The sequence below is a fragment of the Luteimonas sp. gir genome (assembly GCF_037198055.1).
Classification (GTDB): domain Bacteria; phylum Pseudomonadota; class Gammaproteobacteria; order Xanthomonadales; family Xanthomonadaceae; genus Luteimonas; species Luteimonas citri_A.
Map to the genome: position 1 here is coordinate 65980 of NZ_JBBAXQ010000006.1, position 15291 is coordinate 81270.

Genomic DNA, 15291 nt, shown 5'->3' on the forward strand with positions numbered 1-15291 from the left:
CTCGAAAAGTGCGGCAGCGATTATAGCGGAGCGCCCGCCTGCGGCCGGTACAGCCCCTTCTCCTCGATGAATGCGGCCACCGCGTCCGGCACCAACCCTGCCAGCGGCGCGCCGGCCGCCGCCTGCGCGCGGACCTGTGTGGCCGAGACCGGATGCAGCGGCTGGCGCAAGCGCAGCACCCGCCCGGCCGGGGTCGCCGACAGCGCGGCCGGTGCGTCGGTCCAGCGATCGGCCAGGCAGGCCGCCAGCTCCGGGGCCAATGCGCCGTCCAGGCCGCTGCCCGGCCGCTCGGCGACCACCAGGTGCGCCAGCTCGAACAGCGCCTGCCAGCGATGCCAGTGCGGCAGGCCGAGCAGACTGTCGGCGCCGACCAGCCACGCCAGCGGCCGGGCCTCGCCGAGGCGTGCGCGTAGCGCCGCGAGCGTGTCGACGGTGTAGCTGCGGCCGCCACGCAGCAGTTCCTCGCGATCGAGCAGCAGGCCCGGCTCGCCGTCGATCGCCAGCGCAATCATCGCCGCGCGCTGCGCGGCATCGGCGCCGGGCGGGGCGCGATGCGGCGGGTCGGCAGCCGGCATCAGCCGGACGGTGCAGCCCAGCGCGTCGCGCGCGGCCCGTGCGATCGCCAGGTGGCCGCAATGCAGTGGATCGAAGGTGCCGCCGTAGACCAGATAGAGCATCGCCGGGATCAGGCCGCCAGCAATGCGCCGGCCCGGGCGTCGGCCACTGCGATCAGCAGCCGCTCCAGCGCAAGCCAGGGGTCGGCCGGGTCGATCCCCGGCCGACCGCGCCCCTTGGCGATCCGGTCGATCCTGCCGGCCTCGGCGACGAAGCGCTCCCAGCGCGCGGCCGGATGCCGCTGCAGCGCACGCCGGTAGCCGGCCTGGCGCGCGTCCCAGATGCGCTGGGCCTTGAACTCGGCGGCCATGTTGCCGCCGCGCGCCTGGACCTGCGCCAGGCTGGCCGCGCGCGTGAGCTCCATGACGATCATGCCCATCAATGCAGGAATCGCCGCACCCTCGGCGCGCAGACCCGCCAGCATCCGGGCCGCCTGGGCCGGCTGGCCGTTCATCGTCGCATCGAGCAGCCGGAACACGTCGTAGCGCGCGGCATCAGCGACCAGTGCCTGCATCCGCGCCGCATCCAGCGGCTGGCCGTCGGCCAGCAGCGCGAGCTTGTCGACCTCCTGCGCGGCGGCCAGCAGATTGCCGTCGACGCGCTCGGCCAGCAGTTGCACCGCGGCGCGCTCGGCAGGCACGCCGCGACTGCGCAGGCGCGCTTCCATCCAGCCTTCGAGTTCGTGCGGCTTGACCTGCCAGGCGACGACCAGGTGCCCAACCGCGGCCACCGCTTCACTCCATTTGCCGCCGTGCTGGCGGCTCCACTCGCCGCCGGTGATCAGCAAGGTGACATCGGCCGGCGGGTCGGCGCAGAAGCCGGCGATGACCTGCGCGCCCTCCTTGCCGGGCTTGGTCGTGGGCAGGCGCAACTCGATCAGCCGTCGGCTGGCGAACAGGCTGGGCGCGCGGAACGTCGCCTCGAGCGCATTCCAGTCCACGTCGCGGCCTTCAGGCTCGAACACCTCGCGCTCGGACACGCCCTGGGCCCGCGCCGCAGCCCGCACCGCGTCGGCGGCCTCGAGCACGCGCAGCGGCTCGGGCCCGGCAATCAGATAGGCCGGCCGCAGCGGTTCGCGCGCCAATTGCGCAGGCAGGCGCTCGGGGGTCAGCTCCACGGCGAGGACGCGCCGCTGGCCGGGACTGTCGCCATCAACCGCGCTCGCGTTCCTGCGGGTTGCGGAACACCGCATCGATGCGGCGGATGATCGAGGCGGTCATTTCGCGCTCGAGCTCGCGCGACAGCAGCTCGCGCTCGGAATCGGCACCGATCGAATCGGTCGGCAGCGCCAGGTAGTCGCGCGCCAGCTCGATCGCCTGCTGGGGCACGATGTCGCGGCCGTCGGCATCGCGCATCGAGAACACCACCGCATAGCGCAGCGTGTACTCCTGCGCGCGGCCCTGGGCATCGAGGCTCGCCGGCAGCGAGGCCCAGCGCTCGGAGCGGATGTCGAGCACGGCGACATCGACCGCGTCCTGCTCGGCGATCTGCGCCCCGGCCGCGGCCAGCGCGCGCTCGACCGAGCGCGCAAGCCGGCTGTAGGGATCGGACGAGACGATATCCACCGGCCCCAGCTCCGCCGGCAGCGTCAGCGCGTTGCGCAGATGGAAGCCGCAGGCCGACAGGGTCAGCGCAAGGACCGTGGCGACAGCGGCCAGACGGAGGGAAACCGGGCGGAGGATGCTCATGGACGGAGTCTGGACGAGGCGGTGTTGGCCGGCAAGCGGCGCGCGGACGCGCCGCCCCGGCAGGTTCAGGCGGCGACGATATTGACGATCTTGCCGGGCACCACGATGACCTTGCGCACGGTCATCTGGGCCAGGAACCGCGCCACGTTTGGCTCGGCCAGGGCCAGGGCCTCGACCGCGTCCTTGGCGGCGTCGGCGGCGACCTCGATCGTGCCGCGCAACTTGCCATTGACCTGGACGGCCAGCGTCAGCGCATCGCGCGCCAGCGCGGCAGGGTCGGCACGCGGGAACGGCTGGTCCTCGAGCAGGGTCTCGGGATGGCCCAGCAGCTGCCACAGCGCGTGCGCGATATGCGGAGTGATCGGGTTGAGCAACAGCACGATCGTCGAGAGCGTCTCCTGCAGCAGCGCACGTGCGTTGGTGTCGTCGGCCTCGAACTTCTGCACATGGTTGAACAGCTCCATCACCGCGGCGATCGCGGTGTTGAAGCTGTGGCGGCGGCCGTAGTCGTCACTGACCTTCTGGATCGCCTCGTGCAGCTGACGGCGCAGCGTCCGCTGTGCCGGGGTCGCGGTGGCGACGTCGAAGGCGCCGGACGGGCCGGCCTCGACATGCCGCTGGACCTGCATCCACAGCCGGCGCAGGAAGCGCGCCATGCCCTCGACGCCGGCCTCGTTCCATTCCAGCGACTGCTCGGGCGGGGCGGCGAACATCGAGAACAGGCGCACGGTGTCGGCGCCGTACTTGTCGATCATCGACTGCGGATCGATGCCGTTGTTCTTGGACTTGGACATCTTCTCCACGCCGCCCACCCGCACCGGCGCGCCATCGCGCTTGGACACCGCGCCGACGATGCGGCCCTTGTCGTCGCGGGTGACCTCGACCTCGGCCGGATGGATCCAGTCCTTGCCGCCGTTGTCCTGGTCCCGATAGAACGTCTCGGCGATCACCATGCCCTGGGTCAGTAGGTTGCGCACCGGCTCGTCGCCCTGCACCAGGCCCGCGTCGCGCATCAGGCGATGGTAGAAGCGGAAGTACAGCAGGTGCAGGATCGCGTGCTCGATGCCACCGATGTACTGGTCGACCGGCATCCAGTAATTGGCGCGCTCGTCGACCATGTCCGCGGCCCCGGGCGAGGTGTAGCGCGCGGTGTACCAGCTCGATTCCATGAAGGTATCGAAGGTGTCGGTCTCGCGTTCGGCCGGGCCGCCGCAGTCCGGGCAGGTGGTCTTGCGCCACTGCGGGTCGGACTTGATCGGCGACTGCACCACGCCCGGGTTGGCGAATGCGTCCTCGACATCCTCGGGCAGCAGGACCGGCAACTGGTCCTCGGGCACCGGTATCGCGCCGCAGGCCTCGCAATAGATCACCGGAATCGGGCAGCCCCAGTAGCGCTGGCGGCTCACGCCCCAGTCGCGCAGCCGGAAGTTGACCTTGCGTGCGCCCTGCCCCTGTGCGCCCAGGTACGCGGCCAGCGCGTCGAACGCACCGTCGAAATCCAGCCCGTCGTATTGTCCGGAATTGATCAGCACGCCACGCTCGGTGTAGGCGCCGCGCTGCTCGATGCCGTCGAGATAATCGCGGACCACCGCGACGGCCGCCGAGGTGTCGTAGGCATCGACCGAACCGCCCGACAGTGCCGCCTGGAAGGGGTCGGCATCGTGCGCGACATCGCCGATCACCTCGCGCAGCGCATCGCGCACCGCCAGCGGCACGATCACCGGCCGCACCGGCAGGCCGTAGGCCTTGGCGAACTCCCAGTCGCGCTGGTCGTGCGCGGGCACCGCCATCACCGCGCCGGTGCCGTAGCCCATCAGCACGAAGTTGGCGACGTAGATCGGCACGTCCTCGCCGGTGACCGGATGGATCGCCCACAGGCCGGTCGCCATGCCGCGCTTGTCCTGGGCCTCGAGCTCGGCCTCCGACACGCCACCCTGACGCAGATCGGCGAGAAACTCGGCCAGTTCGGGGTTGTCCTGCGCGGCCTTGAGCGCCAGCGGATGCTCGCCGGCGATGCTGAGGAAGGTCACGCCCATCAGCGTGTCGGGACGCGTGGTGTAGACGGTCAGCGGGGTCGCTTCGCCGTCGACCGCAAACGTGATTTCCAGGCCCTCGCTGCGGCCGATCCAGTTGCGCTGCATGGTCTTGACCGAGTCCGGCCAGCCCTCGAGCGTGTCCAAGCCGTCGAGCAGTTCCTGCGCGTAGTCGGTGATCTTGAGGAACCACTGCGGGATTTCGCGCTTCTCCACGACCGCGCCCGAGCGCCAGCCGCGCCCGTCGATGACCTGCTCGTTAGCGAGCACGGTCTGATCGATCGGGTCCCAGTTGACGACTGCGTTGCGGCGGTAGGCCAGGCCCTTCTTCATCAGCCGCACGAACATGCGCTGTTCGTGGACGTAGTAATCCGGGCTGCAGGTGGCGAACTCGCGGCTCCAGTCGATCGCATAACCCAGCGCCTGCAGCTGGCCGCGCATGTGGTCGATGTTGGCGTAGGTCCACTTCGCCGGCGCCGTCGCGTTCTTGATCGCCGCGTTCTCGGCCGGCAGGCCGAACGCGTCCCAGGCCATCGGCTGCAGCACGTTCTTGCCGGTCATGCGCTGGTAGCGGCTGATGACGTCGCTGAGCGTGTAGTTGCGCACATGTCCCATATGCAGCGCGCCGGAGGGGTACGGCAGCATCGACAGGCAGTAATACTTGGGCCGGTCGCTGCGCTCGACGACCTCGAAGGCGCGGGTGTCGGTCCAGAACCGCTGGGCGTCGGCCTCGACGCGGGTGGGCTGATAGGCGTTGACGGACGGAGCGGCAGGATCGCTGGACACGGACAGTTCTGGCGGCAGAGGACAGCCGGCAAGCCTACCCCAGCGCCCCCGCGTCCGCCACGCGAGCCCGGTACGGCCGAACGGGCTGCTAGACTCGTCTGATGTCTCGGACATCACCTCTCTCCCGCTCCCGAGCCCTGCGCCTGCCGGCGATCCTGCTGGCGTTCGCGCTGCTGGTGGGCGCCGCCGCCGCGGCGATCGTGGGTGTGCGCAGCCTGGAGCGGGCGAACGGGTCGCTGGAGCACAGTTATCTGGTGATCAACCTGCTTGTCGCCTCGGAGGCGGCGCTGCACGAGGCCGAGTCCAAGGCGCGCGGCTACCGCCTGACCGGCCGCGAGAGTTTCCGGCCCGAGTACGGCGACGCGGTGGCGCGCGCCGGCCAGTACAGCCGCAGGCTGATCGAACTGACCGCCGACAACCCCTCCCAGCAGGCGTTGGCGCGCACCTTCGATGCGGACATGCAGCGGCATCTGAGCACGATGGAGATCCTGCTCGATCCGGTGCAGATGGCCGCGCTGCCCGACGACGAGCGCCAGCGACGGATCAGCGACAACGTCCGCCGCGCCACGGCGATGTCGGCATTGCGCCAGCAGCTGATGGACGAGGAAGCCCGGCTGCTGGCCGAACGCCAGGTCACCAGTCAGCAGCGCGCGACCTTGCTGGTGGTGTTCATCGTGCTGGCGTTCGTCGTCGCATTGGGCCTGCTGATCTTCATGCTGTGGAGCCTGTCGCGCGAGAACCGGCGCAGCCGCCGGCTCGAGCGCGACGCGCGCAATGCGATGCGCGACCTGCATGCGCTGTCGGAACAGCGGCATACCCAGAGCGAGTACGCGGGCATGCTGCAGAGCTGCCAGAGCCGCGAAGAGATCGTGGCGCTGACCACGCGCGCGGTCGTCGAGCTGGTGCCCGGCGCCAGCGGTCGCTGCTACCTGGCACGCCCGTCGCAGAACTTCCTCGAAAGCGCCGGCACCTTCGGCGAGCACCCGATCAGCCACGAAGACACCGTCACCCAGGACGATTGCTGGGCGCTGCGTCGTGGCCAGCCGCACTATCTGCGCGGCCGCAGCGGCGGGCTGCGCTGCGCGCACATCGACCGGGATGTGCCGCTGGACGGTGTGTCGACGCTGTGCGTACCGCTGATCGCGCAGGGCCAGTCGCTGGGCATGCTGCACGTCAGCGCAGCCAGCGATCCGTCGGGCAGCGACAACGACGCCTCGATCCTGGCCTCGTTGTCGGAACAGATGGCGTTGGCGCTGGCCAACCTGCAATTGCGCGAGACCCTGCGCACGCAGTCGCTGCGCGATCCGCTGACCTCGCTGTTCAATCGCCGCTATCTCGAGGTGAGCCTGGCGCGCGAGCTCCAACGTTGCGAGCGCCGCCAGCTGCCGCTGTCGCTGATGATGCTCGACGTCGATCACTTCAAGCGCTTCAACGACACCCACGGCCATGCCGCCGGCGACGCCGTGCTCAGCCAGGTCGGCCGGCTGATCCAGGCCGGCGTGCGGACCGAGGACATCGCCTGCCGCTACGGCGGCGAGGAGTTCACGGTGGTCCTGCCCGAGCTCGACGCGGCGAATGCGCGCCTGCGCGCCGAGCAGATCCGCCGCGCGGTCGAGATCTCCAGCGTGCAGCACATGGGCCAGACCCTCGGCCCGGTGACGCTGTCGATCGGCATCGCGACCTTCCCCGCCAACGGCACCACGCCCGAACTGCTGCTGCAGGTTGCCGACGCCACGCTCTATCGCGCCAAAGCCGAAGGCCGCAATCGGGTGCTGCACGCCTCGCAGACCGACTGAGCGCCGCGCGGGCGCACGCCCTGCAGCCGTGCTTCAATCCGGCTTCCTGTCCTGGCCGCCCGGAGCCCGCCGCATGACCAGCCGCCTCACCGCACCGTCGCCGGTGCTCGCCCTGCTCGCCGTCGCCCTGCTCGCACCCGCCGCGCAGGCGCAAGACCGCACAGCCCTGCAGTGCGAGCGGTTGTTCGACGCGCGCAGCGGCCGCGTGCTCGGTGCGCATACGATCGTGGTCGCCGATGGCCGGATCGAATCGGTCGCCGCCGGTCACGCGGCGCCGGCGGGCTCGGCGCGCACGATCGCGCTCGCCGGGCGCACCTGCATGCCCGGCTGGACCGACCTGCACGTGCACCTGGGCTCGCAGTCCGGCCCGCAGAGCTATTCGGAAGGCTTCCGCCTCGACCCGGTCGATTTCGCCTACCGCTCGGTCGGCTACGCGGAAAAGACCCTGTTCGCCGGCTTCACCACGGTGCGCGATCTCGGCGGCGAAGTCGCACCGCATCTGCGCGATGCGATCGAACAGGGTCTGGTGCGCGGCCCGCGGATCTTCGCGGCCGGCAAATCCATCGCCACCACCGGCGGCCATGCCGATCCCAGCAACGGCTACAACTCGATGCTCTCGCATCTGCTCGGCCCGCCGGGCCCGACTGAAGGCGTGATCAATTCGATCGACGATGCCCGCCAGGCCGTGCGCCAGCGCTACAAGGACGGCAGCGACGTGATCAAGATCACCGCGACCGGTGGCGTGCTCAGCTACGCCAGATCGGGCGATGCGCCGCAGTTCACCGTCGACGAAGTCCAGGCGGTCGTCGACACCGCCAAGGACTACGGCTACCGCGTCGCCGCGCATGCCCACGGCACCGAGGGCATGAAGCGCGCGGTGCTGGCGGGGGTGACCAGCATCGAGCACGGCACCCATATGGACGAGGAGGTCATGCGGCTGATGAAGCAGCGCGGCACCTGGTACGTGCCGACGATCTACGCCGGTCGTTTCGTCGCCGACAAGGCGCGCGAGCCGGGCTACTTCCCCGAGGTCGTGCGCCCGAAGGCGGCGACGATCGGCGCGCAAATCCAGGACACCGCCGCGCGCGCCTATCGCGCCGGCGTGCCGATCGCCTTCGGCACCGACCAGGGCGTGGGCCCGCACGGCGACAACGCGCGTGAGTTCATCTACATGGTCGAGGCCGGGATCCCGGCGTCGTACGCATTGCAGTCGGCGACGCTGCACGCCGCGACCGTGCTCGGTGTCGACGACCAGGGCATCGTCGAGCCCGGGCGGCGCGCCGACATCATCGCGATGCCGGGCGACCCGGTCGCCGACATCAATGCGGTGCTGGCGGTCGACTTCGTGATGAAGGCCGGTCGCGTGTACCGCGCGCCGGAGGCATCGGCGACGCTCGACTGAGTCAGCCGACCCGGCGCGGCAACCGCCACGCCAGCCAGGCCGTCCAGCCGCACCAGGCCAGCAGCAACACGCGGTCGGCCGCACCGGCGGCCGCGACCGCCGGCGATGCCAGTGCGGCCACGACCGCGAGCGCGGCCAACAGCGAGACGAGCCGCACGCCCGGCATGGCGATGGCGGCCAAGGCTGCCCCGGCACCGAAGGCCAGGGCCCACAGCATCCACGCGCTGGCGTGCGCCCGGCTGCCGCCGCCGTCGAGGTCGCCGGCATCGAGCGGCAATGCGCCCTGCAGCGCGAACAGCAGCGCCGCCAGCAGCCACAGCCGCAGGGCGATGCCGACCGCCAGGCTCGCATCCGGCCACCAACGCGCGCGCGCGCACCACGCCACGACGGCCAGCACGAGGCCGGGCAGCACGAACGCGAGCAGATTGAACGCAGCCGCATGCGGCAGCGCGTGCGCACCCGGCAATGCCAGCGGCACGCCTGCCGGCAGGCCCGCGACCCGCGCGAAGCCGACCATCGCCAGCCAGGTCGCGACATGCGCCACAAGCACCGGCCCCAGCGACCGCCACCGCATCGTTGTTCCCATCCACCCCACTCCGGCCATGTCCGGGCCGGATGATAGGCGCCTGGCGTGCCGCCGCGCCGATGTCGCTGGGGATCCACAGATCGCGCGGTCTGCGCTTGTATCCTGCGCAACCGTCGCCACCTCTAGTCGGGCCGCTCCGGCGGCTCCCCGACCGCAACTGGAACTTCCGCATGCTGCTCAACGGCCAGGCCCCCGCTCCCCAACGCTCGCCCCATATCGTCGATGTCACCACCGAGACCTTCGAGTCGGCGGTGCTGCAGGCCTCGCTCGATGTGCCGGTTCTGGTGGACTTCTGGGCGGAATGGTGCGGCCCGTGCAAGACCCTGGGCCCGGTGCTCGAAAAGCTGGCGGCCGAGTACAACGGCGCCTTCATCCTCGCCAAGGTCGACGTCGACAAGGAATCGCAGATCGCCGCGGCGTTCCAGATCCGCTCGGTGCCCACGGTCTTCCTGATCGCCGGTGGCCAGCCGGTGGACGGCTTTCCGGGCGCGCTGCCCGAGGGCCAGTTGCGCGAGTTCCTGCAGCGCCACGGCATCGTGCCGGCGCAGGGCGATGGCGCCTCGCCCGACGACGACGCCCCGCTCGATCCGCAGGCCGAGGTCGCGCGGCTGCGCGAGGCGGTGGCCGCCGAACCCGACAAGGCGGAGCTGCGGCTCGACCTGGCGCTGGCGCTGCTGCAGACCGGCGCGGCGCAGGAAGTCGAAGGCCTGCTCGACGGCCTGCCAGCCAACCTCGCCACCGACGATCGCGCGGTGAAGGCGCGGGCGCGCCTGGACTTTGCCGCGCTGCTGGCCGACGCGCCGCCCATCGAAGCCTTGCAGGCGGCGATCGAACGCGATCCTGCGGACCTGCGCGCCCGCCACCTGCTGGGCGTGCGCCAGATCGTCGCCGGCGATGCACAAGCCGGCCTGGACCAGTTCATCGAGATGCTGCGCCGCGACCGCGATTTCGACGACGGCCTGCCGCGCAAGGCGCTGATCGATGCGTTCCGCATCGTCGATGACGCCGAGCTCGTCGGCCGCTACCGCAGGAAGATGGCCTCACTGCTGTTCTGACGCGCCGATGCGCCAGTCGCCTGCATCGGCCCTGCCGGTGCGGGCAACGCTAAACATACAGGTGCGTATGGTAATGTTCCAACGCCCTGGTCATGTCCGCCCGCCATGTCGCCGCGCCTCGCCCGTCTGCTGTTCAATCTCTGGCCGCCGTTCCTGTTCACCGGCATTCGCGTCACCGCGCTGACGCCCGGGTTTTCGCACGCCCGGGTCGAGCTGCGCCGGCGCTGGTACAACCGCAACTACGTCGGCACCCACTTCGGCGGCAGCCTGTTCGCGATGACCGACCCGTTCTGGATGGTGATGACGCTGCGCGCGCTCGGCGACGACTACGTGGTCTGGGACAAGGCCGCCGAGATCGAATTCATCCGTCCTGGGCGCGGCACCGTACATGCCACGTTCGATCTCGATGCGGCCACCGTCAACGCGATCCGCGAAGCGACCGCGCACGGCGACAAGCACCTGCGCTGGTTCACCACCGAGGTCGTCGATGCGGCCGGCGAACCGGTCGCCCGCGTGCGCAAGCAGATCTACGTGCGCCGCAAGCGCGACCGCGGCAGCGCCCCAACGCCCGCCTGAGCCGCGCGCACGACGCCCCAAGCCGTCAGCCGGTCGGTATGCTGTAGCGCTACGGGGAACACGCATGTCGCAGACCACAAGCGGATACGAGTCGCCTGCGCTGCCGCAGATCGCGGGCTATCGCCTGCTGCGCGTCATCGGCCATGGCGGCATGGCCACGGTGTACCTCGGCACGCAGCTGTCGCTGGGACGCGACGTCGCCATCAAGGTCATGCGCCCCGAGACGCTGGCCGACGAGGTCAGCCGACGCCGGTTCGAGAACGAGACGCGGACGATCGCACGCCTCGAGCATCCCAACATCGTCGGCATCCACGATGTCGGTCGCACCGCCGACGGGCTGCCCTGGTACGCGATGCCCCACTTGCCGCATGGCCACCTCGGCCAGCGCGACCTCCGGGGCGACCAGGCCCGGGTCCGCGCGATCCTGCAGGCCCTGCTGTCGGCGCTGGCCTATGCGCATGCGCGCGGGGTGATCCACCGCGACGTCAAGGCCGAAAACGTGCTGTTCGACGAGACCGACCGGCCGCTGCTGGCGGATTTCGGCATCGCGCTGCGGCGCGGCTACGGCACCCGGATGACGATGGTCGGGCTGGCAGTGGGCAGCACCGCGTACATGGCGCCCGAGCAGGCCCGCGGACAACAGGTCGACTTCCGCGCCGACCTCTACAGCGTCGGCGTGCTGGCCTGGGAAATGCTGACCGGCGCACTGCCGTTCGCGGGCGAGGACGCGCTGTCGATGGCGCTGGCGCACGTGCAGAACCCGGTGCCGCGCCTGCCGCCCGAGTTGCGCCACTGGCAGCGGTTCCTGGACCAGGCACTGGCGAAGTCGCCCAAACGGCGGTTCGCCGATGCCGGGCAGATGCTGCGGGCGCTCGAGCAGGTGCCCCAGCGCGATGGTGAGGCCCGGATCACCGGTCGGATCCGCCGGATCGGTCACGACGGACGCCGCCTGTTGCCATGGCTGGCGCTCCCGATCGTGCTGCTGGCCGGTGTCGGCGTCTGGCGCGCCTGGGAGCGCCCCTCGGCCACGACCACAGCGGCCGACGAGGCCGCGCCGACCGCATCGATCGCGAGCGCGCCACCGGTCGCGGACCAGGACACCGCCGACGGCGACGCCGCTGCCGATCTCGCACCGCAGGCCGATCCCGACGCGGTGGCGGCCGCCGCCGGCATCGAAGCCTCGCAGGCGGCGCCCGTGTCGGAGGCCGACCGCCACCTCGCCGCCGCCGAACGCCTGCTGCGGGCCGGAAAACTGGCGGCGCCGCACGACGACAACGCGCTCGAGTGCCTGCGCCGCGCGCGCGCGGCCGATGCCCAACACCTGGGACTGCCGTCGCTGACCACGCGCGTTTTCGCCGCGGTCGGCAACCGCGCGGCCGCGCTGATCGCGAGCCGTGACGATGGCGCGGCCACCGAACTGCTGCAGGCCGCGCGCGCGCATGCCGGCAGCGCCGAGGAAATCGCGGCGCTGCAGCCGGTGCGCGCGCAGGTCGCCGATGCGATCGAGGCGCGCATCGCCGACGCCGTGACCGCGGTCGATCGCGACGACGCGATCGCCAGTCTGGCCGCGGCCGATGCCGCCGGGCTCGACGCCGCGACCAAGGCGCGCCTGCGCCGCGAAGCGCAGGCCATTCCCGATCTCAACGCGCTCGCGGCGAAGATTCCCGGTGGCGCGCGGGTGGTCCGCAGCGGCGACACCAGTTTCGCGATCGCCAACGCGCCGGTCAGCCGTGGCGATTACGCGGCTTTCGTCGCCGCGACCGGCCGCAAGTCGGCACCGTGTCGCGCGCGCGGCTCGGTCCTGCGGGCGCTGGCACCGCGCGACTGGGAGTCGCCGGGCTTCGACCAGAGCGCGGGCGATCCGGTGGTATGCGTGTCCTGGCATGACGCGGTCGACTATGCACGCTGGCGCAGCGAACGCGAGGGCCGCAGCATCGTCGTGGCCTCCACCACGCAAGGCGCAGCCGCCCCGGCGTCCGCCGATGGGCCGGCGGAATGGCGCAGCGACTGCGCGGCGGCATGCAAGGATCGCATCGCCGCCGGCCGCAGCCGGCGCGACGCACTCGACAGCCGCGCGCTCGATCCCAAGCGCGGCTACGACGACGTCGGCTTCCGGCTCGTGCATCTGCCATGAGTTCCCGGGCATGATGACGCCCCCCCTTTTGCCTCGCGGATCTTTCATGAGTGCCCACTCCCTGGGCGGACGCCTGCAGCGCCTGTTCCTCACCGGCCTGCTGACGCTGCTGCCGATCTGGCTGACCTGGATCGTCGTCAAGTTCGTCTTCGTGCTGCTGTCGGATATCAGCACGCCCTGGGTGGTGCCGCTGGCGCACGGCATCTCCGCCGCGTTCCCGGCGCTGGGATGGATCAATGTCGCCTCGGTCCAGGCGACGGTCGCGATGATCGCGACGATCGTGCTGATCCTCGCCGTCGGCTGGCTGACCCGCCGCGTCGTCGGCCAGCGCATGCTCGGCTGGGTCGACGCGCTGGTGCGCCGCATCCCGCTGGCCAACATCATCTATTCGAGTGCGCGCAAGCTGCTCGACATCCTGCAGACCAAGCCCGACGGCACCCAGCGCGTGGTGCTGATCGATTTCCCGCACAGCCAGATGAAATCGGTCGGCTTCGTCACCCGCGTGATCCGCGAACAGGGCACCGGCCGGGAGCTTGCGGCGGTCTACGTGCCGACCACGCCCAACCCGACCTCGGGCTATCTGGAGATCGTGCCGCTGGACAAGGTCACGCCGACCGACTGGACCGTCGACCAGGCGATGAGCTTCATCATCTCCGGCGGCGCGGTGGCGCCCGACACGATTCCCTTCGAGCCGCCGCCGGCCGCGGCGGCGTCCGCTCGCTAAAGTCCGGTGCCGGCACGTCGCCCACGCCAACGCACGCAGCCCGCAGGGGCGCGCGTGCGCGACGAGGCCGCCAGCCGGCCGGTGCCACGCGGCCAGATGCTCCGCACACTGGCCTCGCTGATGCTCGGCATGCTGGCCGCCACGACGGTGGCGCTGGGCTTCGAGTTCCTCGGCAAGCGCCTGTTTCCGCTGCCGGTCGGTACGTTGCCGACCGATGCCAACCCGGCCGAGTTGTTTGCAGTCGCACCGACCGGCATGTTGCTGCTGGTCGCGCTCGGCTGGCTGGCCGGGGCCTTGTGCGGTGGCTGGGTCGCCGCCCGGATCGCGCGCCGGCGGCCGATGCGCATGGCGCTGACGATCGGCGCGCTGATCCTGATCGCGGTACTGCTCAACGCCTGGCTGTTGCCGCAGCCGCTATGGATGACCCTGCTCGACGCGCTCGGCGCCCTGCCACTGGCCTGGTGCGGCGGTCGTCTGGGAACCCGCCTCCAATCGCGCTGACTGTCAGCGCGGCGCGTCGGCGCCGGTGTCGTCGAGCCCGACGTTGCTGCTCGCCGCCTCATAGACCTCGCGGTCGAGCAGGCCGGTCTCGCGCGCGACCAACACCGGCACCAGCATCTGCCCGGTGACGTTGGTCATCGTGCGCATCATGTCCAGGATCCGGTCGATCGCCAGCAGCAGGCCCAGGCCTTCGAGCGGCAGACCGGCCGCCGACAGCACGACCGTCGCCATCACCACCGCCGTGCCTGGCACGCCGGCGGTGCCGAAACTGCCGAGCACCGAGGCCAGCAAAATCGCCGCGTACTGCGCGAAACTCAGCTCGATGCCGAAATACTGCGCGATGAATACCGAGGCCAGCGTCGGATAGATCGCGCCGCAGCCGTCCATCTTGATCGTCGCACCCAGCGGCACCGCGAACGCGGCGTAGTCGCGGTTCACGCCCAGGTTGTGGGTGACTGCGCGCAACGCGACCGGCATCGCCGCCAGGCTCGACGAACTGACGAACGCGACCTGCATGCCAGGCGCGGCGCCGCGGAAGAACTTCAGCGGATTGAGCCCGTGCACCAGCAGCAGGCCGCTGTAGACGATGACGATGTGCGCGGCGCACGCGACATACAGCGCGATCACGAAGCTGCCCAACGGCAGCAGCTTCTCGAAGCCGTAGGTGCCCACGAGCGCTGCGATCAGACCGAAGGTGCCGATCGGGGTCATCTCGAGCACAAAGCGCGTGACCTGGATCATCGCGTCGGACGCCTGACCGACCAGCGTACGCAGGGCAGCGACGCGCTCGCCGAGCTTGACCAGTGCGAAGCCGAGCAGGCCAGCAAAGAAGATGACCTGCAGGATCCGTCCTTCCGACAGCGCCGCGAACGGGTTGGTCGGCACCACGCCGAGCAGCACCTCGACCGGGGTCGGCACCTCGCGCGGGGTGTAGTCGGCGGCCGCGGTCAGCGAGCCAGGCGCCACGCCGAGCCCGGGATTGAAGGTGTAGGCAACGGCAAAGCCGACACCCACCGCGAGCACCGCGGTGGCGGCGAACCAGCCGAACGTGCGCCCGCCCAGCGCAGCGATCGACTGCTGCCCGTGCAGGGCGGCGACCGCGTTGATGACCGCGAAGAACACCAGCGGCACCGCGATCATCCGGATCAGGTTGACGTACAGCGTGCCCAGCGGTTGCAGCCAGGTGCCGGCCGCCGGCCCGAGCAGCCAGCCGGCCAGCGCGCCGAGCACGAAGGCACCGAGCACGCGCTGCCAGAACGGAATCCTGAACCACCACGCCACTGCGTTCATTGCGGCCTGCCCGAAACGTCGAACTGCGACGATACGTGAGCGCATGGGGGTTGGCGATGCCCCTGCCGCGACGCCAGCGTCCCACCAGTGCAACGCCCGGCGGCA

The 15291-nt window shown here is 70.8% G+C and carries 13 protein-coding genes; 7 read left to right on the top strand and 6 right to left on the bottom strand.

Annotation, left to right across the window (positions count from 1 at the left end; genetic code table 11):
- Positions 1–20: 20 nt before the first annotated feature.
- The 4 genes from nadD to leuS all read right to left on the bottom strand — a co-directional run bounded on the left by nadD (position 21) and on the right by leuS (position 5122).
- Positions 21–677, bottom strand: a complete 657-nt coding sequence (gene nadD / locus WAF18_RS09840; RefSeq protein ID WP_337244930.1) for a nicotinate-nucleotide adenylyltransferase — start codon at positions 675–677, stop codon at positions 21–23.
- Between the two features lie 8 nt (positions 678–685).
- Positions 686–1732, bottom strand: a complete 1047-nt coding sequence (holA, locus tag WAF18_RS09845) for a DNA polymerase III subunit delta (protein ID WP_337244931.1) — start codon at positions 1730–1732, stop codon at positions 686–688.
- Between the two features lie 34 nt (positions 1733–1766).
- Positions 1767–2303: an LPS assembly lipoprotein LptE gene (gene lptE, locus WAF18_RS09850; RefSeq protein WP_337244932.1), complete on the bottom strand. Its 537-nt coding sequence runs from the start codon at positions 2301–2303 to the stop codon at positions 1767–1769.
- 65 nt (positions 2304–2368) lie between these two features.
- Positions 2369–5122, bottom strand: a complete 2754-nt coding sequence (gene leuS / locus WAF18_RS09855; protein WP_337244933.1) for a leucine--tRNA ligase — start codon at positions 5120–5122, stop codon at positions 2369–2371.
- Between the two features lie 101 nt (positions 5123–5223).
- Between leuS and WAF18_RS09860 the strand changes: the two genes are divergently transcribed.
- Positions 5224–6918, top strand: coding sequence for a diguanylate cyclase (locus tag WAF18_RS09860; RefSeq protein ID WP_337244934.1), 1695 nt, complete (start codon positions 5224–5226; stop codon positions 6916–6918).
- 73 nt (positions 6919–6991) lie between these two features.
- Positions 6992–8320: an amidohydrolase family protein gene (locus WAF18_RS09865; RefSeq protein WP_337244935.1), complete on the top strand. Its 1329-nt coding sequence runs from the start codon at positions 6992–6994 to the stop codon at positions 8318–8320.
- A gap of 1 nt (position 8321) precedes the next feature.
- Here WAF18_RS09865 and WAF18_RS09870 read toward each other — a convergent pair whose 3' ends face one another.
- Positions 8322–8906 carry a DUF998 domain-containing protein gene (locus WAF18_RS09870; protein ID WP_337244936.1) on the bottom strand — a complete coding sequence of 195 codons (585 nt, stop codon included), beginning with the start codon at positions 8904–8906 and terminating at the stop codon, positions 8322–8324.
- A gap of 170 nt (positions 8907–9076) precedes the next feature.
- Here WAF18_RS09870 and trxA point away from each other — a divergent pair, with 170 nt between their 5' ends.
- The 5 genes from trxA to WAF18_RS09895 all read left to right on the top strand — a co-directional run bounded on the left by trxA (position 9077) and on the right by WAF18_RS09895 (position 13896).
- Positions 9077–9961, top strand: coding sequence for a thioredoxin (gene trxA, locus WAF18_RS09875; protein WP_337244937.1), 885 nt, complete (start codon positions 9077–9079; stop codon positions 9959–9961).
- Between the two features lie 105 nt (positions 9962–10066).
- On the top strand, positions 10067–10537 hold the full coding sequence (locus WAF18_RS09880; RefSeq protein ID WP_337244938.1) for a DUF4442 domain-containing protein: 471 nt from the start codon (positions 10067–10069) through the stop codon (positions 10535–10537).
- Positions 10538–10601: 64 nt separating this feature from the next.
- Positions 10602–12671 (top strand): bifunctional serine/threonine-protein kinase/formylglycine-generating enzyme family protein, encoded by a 2070-nt coding sequence (locus WAF18_RS09885; protein ID WP_337244939.1) that lies wholly within the window; start codon positions 10602–10604, stop codon positions 12669–12671.
- Between the two features lie 46 nt (positions 12672–12717).
- On the top strand, positions 12718–13395 hold the full coding sequence (locus tag WAF18_RS09890) for a DUF502 domain-containing protein (protein ID WP_337244940.1): 678 nt from the start codon (positions 12718–12720) through the stop codon (positions 13393–13395).
- Between the two features lie 96 nt (positions 13396–13491).
- On the top strand, positions 13492–13896 hold the full coding sequence (locus WAF18_RS09895) for a hypothetical protein (protein ID WP_337244941.1): 405 nt from the start codon (positions 13492–13494) through the stop codon (positions 13894–13896).
- A gap of 3 nt (positions 13897–13899) precedes the next feature.
- On the opposite strand, the gene WAF18_RS09900 is transcribed toward WAF18_RS09895, so the two are convergent.
- The gene (locus tag WAF18_RS09900; protein ID WP_337244942.1) at positions 13900–15186 is read right to left on the bottom strand and encodes a dicarboxylate/amino acid:cation symporter; all 1287 of its coding nucleotides are present in this window, start codon (positions 15184–15186) and stop codon (positions 13900–13902) included.
- Positions 15187–15291: the final 105 nt, after the last annotated feature.